The sequence below is a fragment of the Sulfitobacter sp. 15WGC genome (genome assembly GCF_005068605.1).
GTDB classification, from domain to species: domain Bacteria; phylum Pseudomonadota; class Alphaproteobacteria; order Rhodobacterales; family Rhodobacteraceae; genus Sulfitobacter; species Sulfitobacter faviae.
Window position 1 is genome coordinate 1 of sequence record NZ_SZNL01000004.1, and the last position, 14,288, is coordinate 14,288.

The 14,288-nt window shown below is 64.2% G+C and carries 12 protein-coding genes; 6 read left to right on the forward strand and 6 right to left on the reverse strand.

Annotated elements, in window-relative coordinates:
- From gltB to FCK22_RS04235, 6 genes are all read left to right on the forward strand, one after another.
- Positions 1–2,947 (forward strand): glutamate synthase large subunit (gltB, locus tag FCK22_RS04210; RefSeq protein WP_136720247.1); only part of this gene is annotated, 2,947 nt, incomplete at its 5' end.
- Positions 2,948–3,096: 149 nt separating this feature from the next.
- Complete coding sequence (locus FCK22_RS04215; protein ID WP_067263864.1) at positions 3,097–3,801, forward strand: SGNH/GDSL hydrolase family protein; 705 nt, start codon at positions 3,097–3,099, stop codon at positions 3,799–3,801.
- A gap of 7 nt (positions 3,802–3,808) precedes the next feature.
- The gene (gene mtgA, locus FCK22_RS04220) at positions 3,809–4,537 is read left to right on the forward strand and encodes a monofunctional biosynthetic peptidoglycan transglycosylase (protein ID WP_067263861.1); all 729 of its coding nucleotides are present in this window, start codon (positions 3,809–3,811) and stop codon (positions 4,535–4,537) included.
- Between the two features lie 58 nt (positions 4,538–4,595).
- A complete protein-coding gene (locus FCK22_RS04225; protein ID WP_067263858.1) occupies positions 4,596–5,264 on the forward strand; it encodes a glutathione S-transferase family protein in 669 nt (222 codons plus the stop codon).
- Positions 5,264–6,328 carry a tRNA epoxyqueuosine(34) reductase QueG gene (gene queG, locus FCK22_RS04230; protein ID WP_067263856.1) on the forward strand — a complete coding sequence of 355 codons (1,065 nt, stop codon included), beginning with the start codon at positions 5,264–5,266 and terminating at the stop codon, positions 6,326–6,328. The genes FCK22_RS04225 and queG overlap by 1 nt, the downstream gene beginning before the upstream one ends.
- 11 nt (positions 6,329–6,339) lie before the next feature.
- Positions 6,340–8,346 carry a hydantoinase/oxoprolinase family protein gene (locus tag FCK22_RS04235; protein ID WP_067263853.1) on the forward strand — a complete coding sequence of 669 codons (2,007 nt, stop codon included), beginning with the start codon at positions 6,340–6,342 and terminating at the stop codon, positions 8,344–8,346.
- A 28-nt stretch (positions 8,347–8,374) separates the two neighbouring features.
- Here the strand turns inward: FCK22_RS04235 and msrA are convergent, their stop codons facing one another.
- From msrA to ade, 6 genes are all read right to left on the reverse strand, one after another.
- Positions 8,375–8,884, reverse strand: coding sequence for a peptide-methionine (S)-S-oxide reductase MsrA (gene msrA, locus FCK22_RS04240; protein WP_067263852.1), 510 nt, complete (start codon positions 8,882–8,884; stop codon positions 8,375–8,377).
- Positions 8,881–9,330 (reverse strand): peptide-methionine (R)-S-oxide reductase MsrB, encoded by a 450-nt coding sequence (gene msrB / locus FCK22_RS04245; RefSeq protein ID WP_067263849.1) that lies wholly within the window; start codon positions 9,328–9,330, stop codon positions 8,881–8,883. The genes msrA and msrB overlap by 4 nt, the downstream gene beginning before the upstream one ends.
- A gap of 79 nt (positions 9,331–9,409) precedes the next feature.
- Positions 9,410–10,279, reverse strand: coding sequence for a DMT family transporter (locus FCK22_RS04250; protein ID WP_067263847.1), 870 nt, complete (start codon positions 10,277–10,279; stop codon positions 9,410–9,412).
- Between the two features lie 408 nt (positions 10,280–10,687).
- Positions 10,688–10,975, reverse strand: coding sequence for an HU family DNA-binding protein (locus FCK22_RS04255; RefSeq protein WP_007118569.1), 288 nt, complete (start codon positions 10,973–10,975; stop codon positions 10,688–10,690).
- 127 nt (positions 10,976–11,102) lie between these two features.
- On the reverse strand, positions 11,103–12,566 hold the full coding sequence (locus tag FCK22_RS04260) for an AMP nucleosidase (protein WP_067262140.1): 1,464 nt from the start codon (positions 12,564–12,566) through the stop codon (positions 11,103–11,105).
- A partial coding sequence (gene ade, locus FCK22_RS04265) for an adenine deaminase (protein ID WP_136720268.1) occupies positions 12,563–14,288 on the reverse strand: 1,726 nt, incomplete at its 5' end. The genes ade and FCK22_RS04260, both read right to left, overlap by 4 nt.

Genomic DNA, 14,288 nt, shown 5'->3' on the forward strand with positions numbered 1-14,288 from the left:
TTTCTTCCGCCAGAACTTTAGCCAAGTCACCAACCCGCCAATCGACTCCTTGCGTGAATTCCGGGTGATGAGCCTCAAGACACGGTTCGGCAACCTCAAGAACGTGCTCGACGAAGACAGCTCCCAGACCGAGATCATCGTGCTCGACAGCCCCTTTGTGGGCAACGCGCAGTTCGATGAGCTGATGGCCCAGTTCAAGGTGCATACCGTCACCATCGACTGCACCTTCGAGCCCGGCAACGGCAATCTGAGCGCCGGTCTTGCCCGCATCCGGGCCGAGGCGGAAGACGCCGTACGCTCGGGCGCGGGGCATCTGGTGCTGACCGATCAGCACAGCGGTGCTGACCGCGTGGCGATGCCGATGATCCTTGCCACCAGCGCGGTGCACAGCCACCTCGTGCGCAAGGGGCTGCGGACCTTCACCTCGCTTAACGTGCGCTCGGCAGAATGTGTCGATCCGCATTACTTCGCCGTGCTGGTCGGCTGCGGTGCGACCGTGGTGAACGCCTATCTGGCCGAGGATTCCCTCGCCGACCGGATTGAGCGCGGGCTGCTGGACATGACCCTGACGCAGGCGGTGCAGAAATACCGTGAGGCGATTGACCAAGGTCTGCTCAAGATCATGGCGAAGATGGGGATTTCCGTGATCTCCTCCTATCGCGGCGGTCTGAACTTCGAGGCGGTGGGCCTGTCCCGCGCCATGTGTGCCGAATATTTCCCCGGCATGACCAGCCGCATCTCCGGCATCGGTGTCGTCGGCATCCAGCGCAAGGCCGAAGAGGTTCACGCCAAAGGCTGGCAGGGCGACGGTGTCGTGATGCCCATCGGTGGCTTCTACAAGCTGCGCCGCTCGGGTGAGAAACACGCTTGGGAGGCGAGCAGCATGCATATGCTGCAAATGGCCTGCAACAAAGCGTCCTACCAGATGTGGCAGCAGTATTCGAAAAAGATGCAGAGCAATCCGCCGATCCATCTGCGCGACCTTTTGGACATCAAGCCGCGCGGCAACCCGGTGCCGTTGGAGGAGGTGGAGAGCATCACCTCAATCCGCAAGCGTTTCGTAACGCCGGGCATGTCGCTGGGGGCGCTCTCGCCTGAGGCGCATAAGACCCTGAACGTGGCGATGAACCGCATCGGCGCCAAGTCTGACAGCGGCGAGGGCGGCGAAGATCCGGCGCATTTCGTGCCTGAGGCCAATGGCGACAACCCCTCGGCCAAGATCAAACAGGTCGCCTCGGGCCGTTTCGGTGTGACGGCGGAGTATCTGAACCAGTGCGAAGAGTTGGAGATCAAGGTCGCGCAGGGCGCCAAACCCGGTGAGGGTGGCCAATTGCCGGGCATGAAGGTCACCGACCTGATCGCGCGGCTGCGCCATTCGACCAAGGGCGTGACCCTGATCTCGCCCCCGCCCCACCATGACATCTACTCGATCGAAGACCTCGCGCAGCTGATCTACGACCTCAAACAGATCAACCCGCGCTGCAAGGTAACCGTTAAGCTCGTCGCTTCGAGTGGTGTTGGTACAATTGCTGCCGGCGTGGCCAAGGCCAAGGCCGACATCATCCTGATCTCGGGCCACAACGGGGGCACCGGGGCATCGCCTGCGACCTCGATCAAATACGCGGGTCTGCCGTGGGAGATGGGCCTCACCGAGGCGCATCAGGTGCTGTCGATGAACAACCTGCGCGACCGGGTGACCCTGCGCACTGATGGCGGGCTGCGCACCGGGCGCGACATCGTCATGGCGGCGATGATGGGGGCCGAGGAATATGGCATCGGCACCGCCGCACTCATCGCCATGGGCTGCATCATGGTGCGCCAGTGCCAGTCCAACACCTGCCCCGTGGGCGTCTGCACGCAGGACGAAGCCCTGCGCGGCAAGTTCACCGGCAATGCGGATAAGGTCGTGAACCTCATCACCTTCTACGCGCAGGAGGTGCGGGAGATCCTCGCCTCCATCGGGGCGCGCAGCCTTGATGAGGTCATCGGCCGTGCGGACCTGCTGACGCAGGTCAGCCGAGGCTCGGCGCACCTTGATGATCTGGACCTTAACCCGCTGTTGATCACCGTCGATGGCGCGAATGAGAACGTCTATGACCGCGACAAGCCGCGTCAGGTCGTGCTCGACACGCTGGACGCGCAGATCGTCCGCGATGCCGCGCGCTTCCTTGAGGACGGTGAGAAGATGCAACTGTCCTATGCCGTCCAAAACACGCACCGGACCGTCGGCACGCGGGTGTCGAGCCATATCGTCAAACGCTTCGGGATGCGCAATTCGCTGCAACCGGATCACCTGACGGTGAAGCTGACCGGCTCGGCTGGGCAGTCGCTGGGGGCCTTCGCGGCGCCGGGGCTCAAGCTCGAAGTCTCGGGCGATGCCAACGACTATGTCGGCAAGGGGCTGTCGGGCGGCACGATCGTGGTGCGGCCTTCGATGGCGAGCCCCGTGGTGGCGTCGGAGAACACGATCATCGGCAACACGGTGCTCTATGGTGCGACGGCGGGATACCTCTTTGCTGCGGGCCGGGCGGGCGAACGTTTCGCCGTTCGCAACTCGGGCGCGCATGTGGTGATCGAAGGCTGCGGCAGCAACGGGTGCGAATATATGACCGGCGGTGTGGCGGTGATCCTTGGTGAAATCGGCGCGAACTTCGCTGCCGGGATGACCGGGGGGATGGCCTATCTCTATGATCCCGAAGGCTTGGCCCATAAGTTGATGAACGCCGAGACCATCGTGACATGCCCGGTCACCGTGGAGCACTGGCTCGATCAGTTGCACGGTTTGCTGGAGCGCCATGTCGCCGAGACCAAGAGCCGCAAGGCCGCCGATATCCTTCAGCATTGGGAGACCGAGAAGCACAACTTCTTGCAGGTTTGCCCGAAGGAGATGTTGGTGCATCTGCCTGCGCCGCTCAGCGTGGAAGAAACCGCGGTTCCGGCGGAGTAACCTTTGCCCCGCGCGGCTTCGGTCGCGCGGGGAGGGCCATCGCCTACCCGTCCTGGCGGGCAGGCGATGGCCCGGCGCATGCGGCTTGCTTCCGGGCCGGGGTGGTAGACGGGACGGGATGCGCTACTTCCTCCGCATCGGAGGACTCCATGCATAAAATCCTAGTCGCCCTCGCCCTAGTCACCGGCCTTGCCGCTTGCACCGACACCGCCCCGCGCGGCGGGGGTGACATCCTCGTCTTGGGCGATTCCATCATGGCGTGGAACGGGGGCCGGGCCATCCCCGATGTCATTGCAAACCAAACCGGCCGCAACGTCACCAGCCGCGCCGTTCCGGGCGCTCAGTTCGACAATGCCTCGACCGTGGCCTCTGCCGTCGGCTTTGACATCCAGCAACAGTTTCCCGGCGGGCTTTGGAACTGGGTGGTGGTCAATGGCGGCGCGAATGACCTAAACGCCGATTGCGGCTGTGGCGCCTGCGGCGCCGCTGTCGATGCGCTGATCGCGCCGGATGGTCAAAGCGGCAGCATCCCTGCCTTCCTGCAACGCCTCCGCGCCCAGACCGGCGCGCAAATCATGTGGATGGGCTATTACGCAGGTTCTGGTTCGGGTGCCTTCGCGGGCTGCCGCGATGATCTGGTCGAAATCGAATCCCGCATCGCCCGCTTCGCCGCGCGCCGCTCCGGGATCCATTTCGTCGATTCCGAAGATGTGATCGACCGGGGGGATCGCGGGCTCTTCGCTGCCGACAATGTGCACCCCTCGGCCCGAGGCTCTGCCCGGATCGGGGCATACCTCGCGCAAGAGATCACCGCGCGTGAGAGCCGTTCACAAAATCCCGCAGACGGCCTATAGCTGATCCATGGCGACACGGAAAAAGACCGCCCCCAAGGGTAAGAAATCGAGCAAGAGCAGCCTCCCGCTCAAGAAGCGCGCGCGCCGTTGGGCCTTGCGCGCCTTGGCGCTGGCCTTTCTCTTGGCGGTGCTGTTGGTGCTGCTGTTCCGCTTCGTCAATCCGCCCACGGGTTTCTACATGTTCTCGGAATCGCGCCGTTTGGGCGGGGTGCAGCGGGACTGGGTGCCGCTGGAACAGATCGCCCCCGTGATGGCCCGCGCCGCCGTGGCGGCAGAGGATGCGAATTTCTGCAATCATTGGGGCTTTGACATGCAGGCGATCCGGACCGCGATTGAAAACGGCTCGGCCCGCGGGGCGTCGACGATCAGCCAGCAGACGGTCAAGAACGTCTACCTCTGGCATGGCCGGTCGTGGCTGCGCAAAGCGCTTGAAGCCGGGATGACCCCGCTGGTCGAAACCCTCTGGCCCAAGCGGCGGATTATCGAGGTCTATCTGAATGTGGCCGAGTTCGACGAAGGTGTCTTTGGCGTTGGGGCGGCGGCGCCGCATTACTTTGGCGTCGCGGCGGCAGACCTGAGTGCAACGCAAGCCGCCCGCCTTGCCGCGATCCTACCCGACCCGAAAGAGCGTTCCGCCTCGCGCCCCGGTGACTTTACCCGCAAGCGCACGGCGCAGATCATGGACGGGGCGGCGACCATCCGCGCGGACGGTCGCGCCGCCTGTTTCGAGAGTTGAAAATCCCTGCGCCAGCAGGCATGGAAGAGTGCAATCCCTTTAACCACACGGACTTTATATGACGGCTCGCTTGTTTCACGTTCCCTTGTCCCCCTTCTGTCGCAAGGTGCGGCTCAGCCTTGGGGAGAAGAAGATCGAGGTGGAACTGGTCGAGGAGCGCTATTGGGAACAAGACCCCGATTTTCTGCGCCGCAACCCGGCGGGGAAGGTGCCGGTGCTGCGGCTCGACGGGATCATGATGGCGGAAAGCGCCGCGATCTGTGAATATATCGAAGAGACCCGCCCCGAGGCGTCCTTGCTGCCCAGTGACCCGGTGCAGCGCTTGGAAGTGCGGCGTTTGGTCAGTTGGTTCGACGACAAGTTCCACGACGAGGTGACCTCGAAACTGCTTTACGAGCGGGTCAACAAGAAGGTCACCAAACAGGGCTACCCGGACAGCAAGAACGTCAAGGCCGGGGCCAAGGCGATCAAATATCACCTCGATTACATGGCGTGGCTGCTGGATCACCGCCGCTGGCTGGCGGGCGATGTGATGACGCTGGCCGATTTCGCCGCCGCGGCGCATCTGTCGTCGCTCGACTATATCTCGGACGTGGATTGGAACCGCTCTGACGTGGTCAAGGATTGGTACGCCAAGATCAAGTCGCGCCCGGCTTTCCGCTCGATCCTCGCCGATCAACTGCCGGGCTTCCCGCCTCCGCTTCATTACAACAACCTCGACTTCTGATGCCTGCCGCCCCCTGCGCCGAGATCGGGCCGGAGGCTCTGAAGGCGCGGGTGGTGGCCCGGGCGCTTGAGGAAGGCTTTGTCGCCTGCCGCATTTGCCGCCCGCAAGACGTGCCCGAAGTGCCCGAACGGCTCGCCCGCTTTGTCGAGGCCGGGTTTCACGGGCAGATGGGCTGGATGGAAGAGCGGATGCAGTGGCGCGGCAACCCTGCCGCCCTCTGGCCCGAGGCGCGGTCCGTCATCATGCTGGCCGAAAGCTACACCCCCGAACATGACCCCCGCGCGGTGTTGGAGCATCCCGGCAAGGGCGGGATTTCGGTCTACGCACAGGGGCGCGATTACCACGATATCGTCAAGAAACGGCTGAAGCGGCTGGCGCGGTGGCTGATGGAAGAGGCCCGCGCGTTGGACCCGGAGGTGAAAGTTTTCGTCGATACCGCTCCGGTGCCGGAAAAGGCGCTCGCGCAGGCCGCGGGGCTCGGTTGGCAGGGCAAACACACCAACCTGCTTAGCCGGAAGTTCGGAAACTGGGCCTTTTTAGGCTCTGTTTTCACCACGCTCGACCTGCCGCCCGACGCCCGGGAGGTGGACCACTGCGGCTCTTGCCGGGCCTGTCTTGAGGCTTGTCCCACGGATGCTTTCCCCGCGCCCTATCAACTCGACGCACGGCGCTGCATTTCCTATCTGACGATCGAACATAAAGGGCCGGTCGATCTGGACCTGCGTGAGAAGATGGGCAACCGGATCTATGGCTGCGACGATTGCCTTGCCGCTTGCCCGTGGAACAAATTCGCCGTGGCGGCCAGCGATATGCGCTATCACGGTCCGGCGGTGCAGCCCGCCGATCTGGCCGAGCTTGCGGGCCTTGACGATACCGCTTTCCGCGCGCGCTATTCCGGCTCTCCGATCAAACGGATCGGGCGGGATCGTTTCGTGCGCAACGTGCTCTATGCCATCGGCAACTCCGGGCTGGCGCGGCTGCGCCCCGTGGCGCAATCACTGACCGAAGACGCTGACCCCACCGTGGCCGATGCCGCGCGTTGGGCGGCGGCGCGTTTGGCATAGGAGGCACGCCCATGGCGGTGTTACTGGGCGTCGACACGGGCGGCACCTATACGGATGCGGTGCTGATCCGCGATGAGACCGAGGTGATCGCCACCGCCAAGGCGCTGACCACCCGCGCCGATCTGGCCGTCGGCGTTGGCAAGGCGGTCAGCGCGGTTTTGGCCCAATCCGGCGTGGCGGCGGAAGATATCGCCATGGCCGCCCTCTCGACCACGCTGGCGACCAATGCGCTGGTCGAAGAGCAGGGTGGGCGCGTCGCCTTGATCTATGTCGGGTTTCGGGCGGCGGATCTTGAAGCGCATGGGCTGTCGGAGGCGTTGCGGGGCGACCCTTGTCTGCTGCTCTCCGGCGGGCATGATCACGCGGGGGCAGAGGCGGCGCCGCTGGACGAACCGGCCCTGATCGCCTTTTTAGAGACACATCGGGCAGAGGTCAGCGGCTTTGCCGTGGCCAGCCAATTTGCCACGCGCAACCCCGCGCATGAGCAGCGGGTCGCAGAACTGGTGGCAGAGGTCACGGAGCGTCCGGTCTCGGCCTCTCACAGTCTCTCAGCCAAGCTGAACGGGCCGAAACGGGCGCTTACGGCGCTGTTGAACGCGCGACTGATCGGCATGATCGACCGGCTGATTGGACGAGCAGAGGATGAGCTGCGCCGTCTAGGCATCCACGCGCCTTTGATGGTGGTGCGCGGCGATGGCGCCCTGATGTCGAGCGCACAGGCCCGCGAACGGCCCATCGAGACCATCCTCAGCGGCCCTGCCGCATCACTGGTGGGCGCGTGCTGGTTGACTGGGGCAGAGACGGCGCTGGTGTCGGATATCGGTGGCACGACGACCGATGTGGCCCTATTGCGCGACGGTCGCCCGGCGATTGACCCGGCAGGCGCGCAGGTCGGTCCCTATCGAACCATGGTCGAGGCGGTCGCGATGCGCACCCATGGGCTGGGCGGCGACAGCGAGGTGCATTTCACGTCTCAGGGTCTAACCGCAGGCGTGACTCTTGGGCCGAAGCGCCTGCTGCCGATCTCTCTCATCGCGGTCGACGCGCCGGAGGTGGTGCATAGCGCCTTGGATGCGCAGCTGCGCCGCAGCGTGGTGGCAGAGCATGATGGCCGCTTTGTCCGTGCCGTAGAGGGGCAGGGGGCCGAAGGTCTGGCCCCGCGCGACATGGCGCTGTTGGAGCGGATCGGTGGCGATGTCTGGCCCTTGGGGGATGTGCTGCGCAATCGGGTCGACCAAAGCGCTTTGGCGCGGTTGGTGGCACGCGGGCTGGTGCAACTGGCGGGGGTGACGCCCACCGATGCGAGCCATGTGGCAGGGCATCTTTGGGCATGGGATGCCGATGCCGCGCGCAAGGCGCTGACCCTGTTCGGGCGCAAGCGCGGCGGTTCGGGGCTGCGGTTCTGCCCCGATCCTGATGACCTCGCCCAGATTATCCTCGACCGTTTGACCGAACAGACGACTTTGGCTTTGTTAGAAACTGCATTCGCCGAGGAAACCCCCGGTTTCGACCTGCCGCCAGAGGTTCTGGCGCGTCATGTATTGATGCAGCGTGGCCTGTCGGGCCATCGTGGCGTGCTGCGGATTGATGCGGGGCTGAATTTGCCAGTTGTGGGACTGGGCGCCTCGGCGGCGACCTACTACCCGCCAGTGGGCAAAAGGCTGGGCAGTGAGATGATCTTGCCCAAATACGCCCATGTCGCCAATGCCATCGGCGCGGTGGTGGGCCGGGTCATCATGCGCGAAAGCGCGACCATCACCGTACCGCAAGAGGGGGTGTTTCGCCTCCACCTCGCCAATGGCCCGCAGGATTTCCCGACCGCTGAACGCGCTTTGACCCAAGCGGAGCGGGCTTTGACCGAAGCCGCCCGCGCCCGCGCGCGGGCAGCCGGGGCGGCGGAAATCGAATGCCATGTCACGCGGGATATCCGGCTGGCGGATGTCGAGGGGCGGGAGGTTTTCGTGGAGGCCGCGCTGACCGTCGAAGCTTCGGGCCGCCCTCGGGTGGCGGTGGGCTAACCCCCGGCGCGGGGCCGGGGGCTGCGGTTCATTCTGCGGCGTCGCGTTTGGGCAGCACCCAATCGGCGCGCGGGAAGTGGCAGGTATAGCCGTTGGGCAGCCGCTCAAGATAATCCTGATGCTCGGGCTCGGCCTCCCAAAAATCACCCACGGGCTCGACCTCGGTCACCACTTTGCCGGGCCAGAGGCCGGAGGCCTCGACATCGGCGATGGTGTCTTCGGCGACGGCTTTCTGTTCGTCGTTCACATAGTAGATCGCCGAACGGTAGCTCATCCCGATGTCGTTACCCTGACGGTTCACCGTGGTCGGGTCGTGGATCTGAAAGAAGAATTCCAGCAGCTCGCGGTAAGAGGTCTTCGCGGGGTCGAACATGATCTCGATCCCTTCGGCATGGGTGCCGTGGTTGCGGTAGGTCGCATTGGACACGTCGCCGCCGGTATAGCCGACGCGGGTCGAGACCACGCCGGGGCGGCGGCGGATCAGGTCCTGCATGCCCCAGAAACAGCCCCCGGCCAATACTGCGCGTTCGGTTGTCATGTCACATTCTCCACTTGGTTGAGATATTCGCCATAGCCTTCGGCTTCCATGTCGTCACGGTGGATGAAGCGCAGGGAGGCGGAATTGATGCAATAGCGCAGCCCGCCCCGGTCGGGCGGGCCATCGGGGAAGACATGGCCAAGGTGGCTGTCGCCGTGTTTGCTGCGCACTTCCGTGCGGACCATGCCGAGCGAGGCGTCTTCCAACTCTTCAACGTAGGCAGGCTCGATCGGTTTGGTGAAGCTCGGCCAGCCGCAGCCGCTTTCGTATTTGTCCGAGGAGGCAAAGAGCGGCTCGCCCGAAACGATGTCGACGTAGATGCCCGGTTCCTTGTTGTCGAGGTACTTGCCGGTGCCGGGGCGTTCGGTGCCGCTGCGTTGGGTGACGTGGAATTCTTCGGGGCTCAGCGCGTCAATCGCGGCATTGGTTTTCTCGTATTGGGGCATGGCGTCCTCCGTTCATGGGCTTGGCCTATTAGATGGGGTGTGGCGGTGAAATTCAAAGGGGGTGCGCCTCACACTGGCGTTACGCCCTGCGCTGGCGCGAGACTTGGACGGCGAGGATGCCGCCCGCGATGATCGCGACGCCAAGGATGTCGCGCGGCCCCAGCGTTTCGCCCAGCAGCAGCGCTGCGATGGCCACGCCAAAGAAGGGGTTGAGGAAGTGAAAGGTCGCCGCCCTTGTGGCGCCGATGCGGTTGACCAGCCAGAACCAGACCACGGTGGCGGCAAGGCCGGGCACGAGGCAGGTATAGGCGAAGGCGAGCGTCAGGCGCAGGCTGGGGTCGATCCGGGGCGTTTCGAACAGCGCGGTGGCGATGGAGAGGGCGACGCAGCCGACAAGCATTTGCAGGCCCACAACCATCAAGAAGTTTCCGCCCGAGGTCGCGCCGCGCACCAGCAGGGTGGCAGCAGTGAGGGCAACCACGCCGACGGCGCAGAGGATGAGGCCATAGAGGTCCACTTGCCCGCCAAGGCGCGCGCCCATGATGATGGCGACGCCGATGACACCGGCAAACAGCCCGGCGATGCCCAGAGGGCGCAGTTTTTCACCCAAGAAGGCCCAAGCGGCGAAGCCGACGAGCAGCGGCATGGTCGAGGCGATGATCGCGGCGAGGGATGCCTCGATGGTCTGCATGGCGATGAAGTTCAGGCCGAGGTAGACCGCGTTTTGCAGCACGCCGAAGATGATCGTCGCCCGCCATTGCGCGGGGGTGAGCCGCCAGCTTTGCCCCAAGGCCAGCGCAATGCCGACGCCGATCAGGCCCGAGATCAGGTAGCGCAGGGAGAGGGCCAGCAGGGGAGAGGCGTCCATCACGATGATGCGGGCAGAGGTGAAGGCCGAGGACCACATCACGGCAAAGGCCAGCCCCATGAGAATTGCGCGGATGTCCATGAAATGCCCCCTGTGCTGAACTTGCTAAGGAATGGCGGGTTTGTAGGGGGAGGGCAAGGTGGGTTTGGTGGGATGTTGTGGAGGAGGGGTAGGAATGTCCGGCTTTAATGTATACCACCCGGCCCGGAGACAAGCCGTAGGCGCCGGGCCATCGCCTGCCCGCCCCCCGGGTAGGCGATATGGCGAGGCTGGGTAGAACCTCGCGACCGCACATCATGGCTGAGCCATAAAGTGGCACGAAGCTAGCGTTGGATCGCCGACCCGCGGGCAGGCGATGACCCTGTCTTGTGGTATCTTTATACGGAAGAGGTGCGAGATCGCAAAGATGCGGGCGGGCGACGGCGCTCAGTATTCTCACAAAAAAGGGCCGCCCGAAGACGACCCTTTCGTAAACGCTCAGCCCAAGGCTTACTCGTTCACGCTGTCCTTCAGCGCCTTCGCGATGGTCATCTTGACCACTTTGTCGGCGTCTTTCTTGAACTGTTCACCAGTGGCGGGGTTGCGGACCATCCGCTCGGGGCGCTCACGGCAATAGATTTTGCCAACGCCCGGCAGGGTCACGGCACCGCCGGCGGACACTTCACGGGTGATCAGGTTGCAAACGGCGTCGAGCGCTGCGCCTGCGGATTTCTTGTCGGTGTCCATCTCTTCTGCCAGAGCAGCAACGAGCTGGGTCTTGGTCATCGGTTTTGCCATTTTATTCTCCTTAGACTGCCCGCTTTTTAGGGCCTCATGGCCGGAATGTAACGGTATGTTGTGGGATAACACAACGAATTGTGGCGCTATAAACGCGAAAACATGCGATTTTCCGCTGTTTCCAGCCCTATAGGAACGCCGTTTCGTCGAAGGACCGAAGTTTCCGGCTGTGGATCCGCTCCAGCGGCATGCGGCGCAGCAACTCCATGGCGCGGATGCCAATCATCAGATGGCGGGCGACTTGAGTTTTGTAGAAGTCCGAGGCCATGCCGGGCAGTTTCAACTCCCCATGCAGCGGTTTGTCCGACACGCATAGCAGCGTGCCATAGGGCACCCGGAAGCGATAGCCATTGGCGGCGATGGTGGCGCTTTCCATATCCAGCGCCACGGCGCGGGACTGGCTCAGCCGTTGCACCGGGCCGGATTGGTCGCGCAGCTCCCAATTGCGGTTGTCGATGGTGGCGACGGTGCCGGTGCGCATGATGCGTTTCAGCTCATAGCCCTCAAGCTGGGTGACCTGCGCCACCGATTGCTCCAGCGCGATCTGGATCTCGGCCAGCGCCGGGATCGGCACCCAGACCGGCAGGTCGTCGTCCAGAACGTGATCCTCGCGCAGGTAACCATGCGCCAGCACGAAATCACCCAAAGCCTGCGTGTTGCGCAGACCGGCGCAGTGGCCGACCATCAGCCATGCATGGGGGCGCAGCACGGCGATGTGGTCCGTCGCCGTCTTGGCGTTGGACGGTCCGACGCCGATGTTGACCAGCGTGATGCCCGACCCATCCGCCCGCTTGAGGTGATAGGTCGGCATCTGCGGCGTCTTCAGCGTTTCGGCCAAGGGCGCATCGGGGTCGGTGATCTCGGCATTGCCGGTCGAGACGAAGGCGGTATAGCCGCTTTCCGGGTCGCGCAGCATCTCGCGGGCGTATTGCTCGAACTCCGTCACATAGAACTGGTAGTTGGTGAACAGCACATGGGTCTGGAAATGCTCAGGATCCGTGGCCGTGTAATGCGCCAGCCGCGCGAGGGAGTAATCGACCCGCTGCGCAGTGAAGGGGGCAAGCGGTCGCACGTCATCCTCGGGCACATAGGTGCCGTTGACGATATCGTCATTGGTGGTCGACAAATCTGGCACGTCAAAGACATCGCGCAGGGTGAAGTCCGCCGCCCCCTCTTGCGGCACGTTCAGCGCGTTGTCGCCGGACATGGCGAAATGCACCGGGATCGGCGTGGTCGAAGGGCCGACGATCACCGGCTGGTCGTGGTTTTCGATCAACAGGCCAATTTGCTGGATCAGGTAGTTCCGAAACAGATCGGGCCGGGTGATCGTCGCCGCAAAGGTGCCGGGAGAGGAGACATGCCCGAAAGACAGCCGCGTATCCACATGCGCATAGGAGGAGGTGCGAAACCGCAGCTCAGGGTAAAAGGCGCGGACGCGGGCATCGGGGGCCGAGCTCTCCATCGCCTTGGCAAAAGACTCCCGCAGGAAGGTGGTGGCCTGCTGATAGAGTTCGGTCAGACGGTCCACGGCAGCGGTCGCATCGCGGAAGCTTTCCGGGTTCGGGGTGTCCGGGGTCAGGATCGTTGTCATGTTTGCGGCTCTAACAAAGGTATGATTTCAAATTTCTGCACATCGACCAGCCCAAGGTCCGAGATCCGCAGTTCGGGGATCACCACAAGGGCCAAGAGCGAATGCTGCATATAGGCGTTGTTCAGCTTGCAGCCACAGTCGATCATCGCCTGAACGAGGGCTTCGGCATCGGCGGCGACCTCAGCGGCGGGGCGGTCGGACATCAGCCCGGCGATCGGCAGGGCCACCAGCGCCAGTTCCTCGCCCTCGCGGAAGATGGTGATGCCACCACCCACTTCGCGCAGGCGGTTGGCGGCGCGGGCCATCTCCTCGGCATCGGTGCCCACGACGATCATGTGGTGGCTGTCATGCGCCACGGTCGAGGCCATGGCCATGCGCCCCTCGTAGCCAAAGCCCGAGACGAAGGCATTGGTCACCGTGCCGGTGGCGCGGTGGCGCTCGACCAGCGCGATCTGGCAGACCTCGCCGGTGCCCTGCACGCGGCCTTCGGTCACCGGCAGTTCGAACTTCAGCGCCCGGGTCGGGGCTTGGTTCTCGACCACGCCGATGACATTGGCGGTGACGGCATTGGCGCCCTCGGGGGCGGGGATGTCGAAGTCCGCCGCCGCAAGGTCGCGCGCCATGTTCACGGTGTTGCGCGCGCTGCTGGGCCAGTCGTAATGCGGGCAGTCGACAAGGCATTTGCCGCTTTCGGCCACGACCTCGCCGCGGGCGATCACCATCTCCACCGGGAAGGAGACAAGGTCCGAGGTCAGGATCACGTCGGCCCGGCGGCCCGGGGTGAGCGAGCCGATCTCGCGCTCCAGCCCGAAATGCGTGGCGGTGTTGAGCGTCGCCATCTGCAGCGCCACCAGCGGGTCGCAGCCGCAGTCGATGGCATGGCGCAGCACGCGGTTCATGTGGCCCTCGTTGGTGATGGTGCCCGAGTGGCTGTCATCGGTGCACAGGATCATGTTGCGCGGATCGAGCCCTTTCTCGGTAATCGCGGTAATCTGGGTCTTCACGTCGTACCACGCGGAGCCGAGCCGGATCATTGAGCGCATGCCCTGCCGCATCCGCGCCACGGCGTCAGCCTCGCAGGTGCCCTCGTGATCGTCCGCCGGGCCACCGGCCACATAGGCGGCGAAGGCGGGGCCAAGGTCGGGCGAGGCGTAATGCCCGCCCACCGTCTTGTTCGCGCGTTGCGTGGCCGCGATCTCGGCCAGCATCTGCGGATCTGCGTTGCTGACGCCCGGGAAGTTCATCATCTCGCCCAGACCGACGATACCGGGCCATGTCATCGCCTCGGCCACGTCCTCGGCAGTAATCTCGAAGCCGGTCGTCTCCAGCCCCGGCGCCGAGGGCGCGCAGGAGGGCATCTGCGTGAAGATGTTAATGGGCTGCATTAGCGCTTCGTCGTGCATCATGCGCACGCCGTCGAGGCCCAGCACATTGGCGATCTCATGCGGGTCGGTGAAGGCCGAGGTGGTGCCATGCGGGATCACGGCGCGGGCGAACTCGGCGGGGGTGAGCATGGTGCTCTCGATATGCATATGCCCGTCGCAAAGGCCGGGCGCCATATAGCGGCCCTTGGCGGCGATGATAAGGGTATCATCGCCGCGGCAATGGCTCGCGTCGGGGCCGACAAAGGCGATGCGCCCGGCGGCGATGGCGATGTCATGGTCGGGCAGGCATTCGCGGGTGTGCACATTGACCCATGTGCCGCCGGTGATGATCGTATCG

What these genes read in the sequence shown, in the direction of transcription:
- msrB (WP_067263849.1), bottom strand. Translation starts at nt 9,330, where the DNA reads ATGCCCCAATACGAGAAAACCAATGCCGCGATTGACGCGCTGAGCCCC.
- FCK22_RS04225 (WP_067263858.1), top strand. Translation starts at nt 4,596, where the DNA reads ATGACGGCTCGCTTGTTTCACGTTCCCTTGTCCCCCTTCTGTCGCAAG.
- FCK22_RS04260 (WP_067262140.1), bottom strand. Translation starts at nt 12,566, where the DNA reads ATGACAACGATCCTGACCCCGGACACCCCGAACCCGGAAAGCTTCCGC.
- mtgA (WP_067263861.1), top strand. Translation starts at nt 3,809, where the DNA reads ATGGCGACACGGAAAAAGACCGCCCCCAAGGGTAAGAAATCGAGCAAG.
- FCK22_RS04250 (WP_067263847.1), bottom strand. Translation starts at nt 10,279, where the DNA reads ATGGACATCCGCGCAATTCTCATGGGGCTGGCCTTTGCCGTGATGTGG.
- FCK22_RS04235 (WP_067263853.1), top strand. Translation starts at nt 6,340, where the DNA reads ATGGCGGTGTTACTGGGCGTCGACACGGGCGGCACCTATACGGATGCG.
- queG (WP_067263856.1), top strand. Translation starts at nt 5,264, where the DNA reads ATGCCTGCCGCCCCCTGCGCCGAGATCGGGCCGGAGGCTCTGAAGGCG.
- FCK22_RS04255 (WP_007118569.1), bottom strand. Translation starts at nt 10,975, where the DNA reads ATGGCAAAACCGATGACCAAGACCCAGCTCGTTGCTGCTCTGGCAGAA.
- FCK22_RS04215 (WP_067263864.1), top strand. Translation starts at nt 3,097, where the DNA reads ATGCATAAAATCCTAGTCGCCCTCGCCCTAGTCACCGGCCTTGCCGCT.
- msrA (WP_067263852.1), bottom strand. Translation starts at nt 8,884, where the DNA reads ATGACAACCGAACGCGCAGTATTGGCCGGGGGCTGTTTCTGGGGCATG.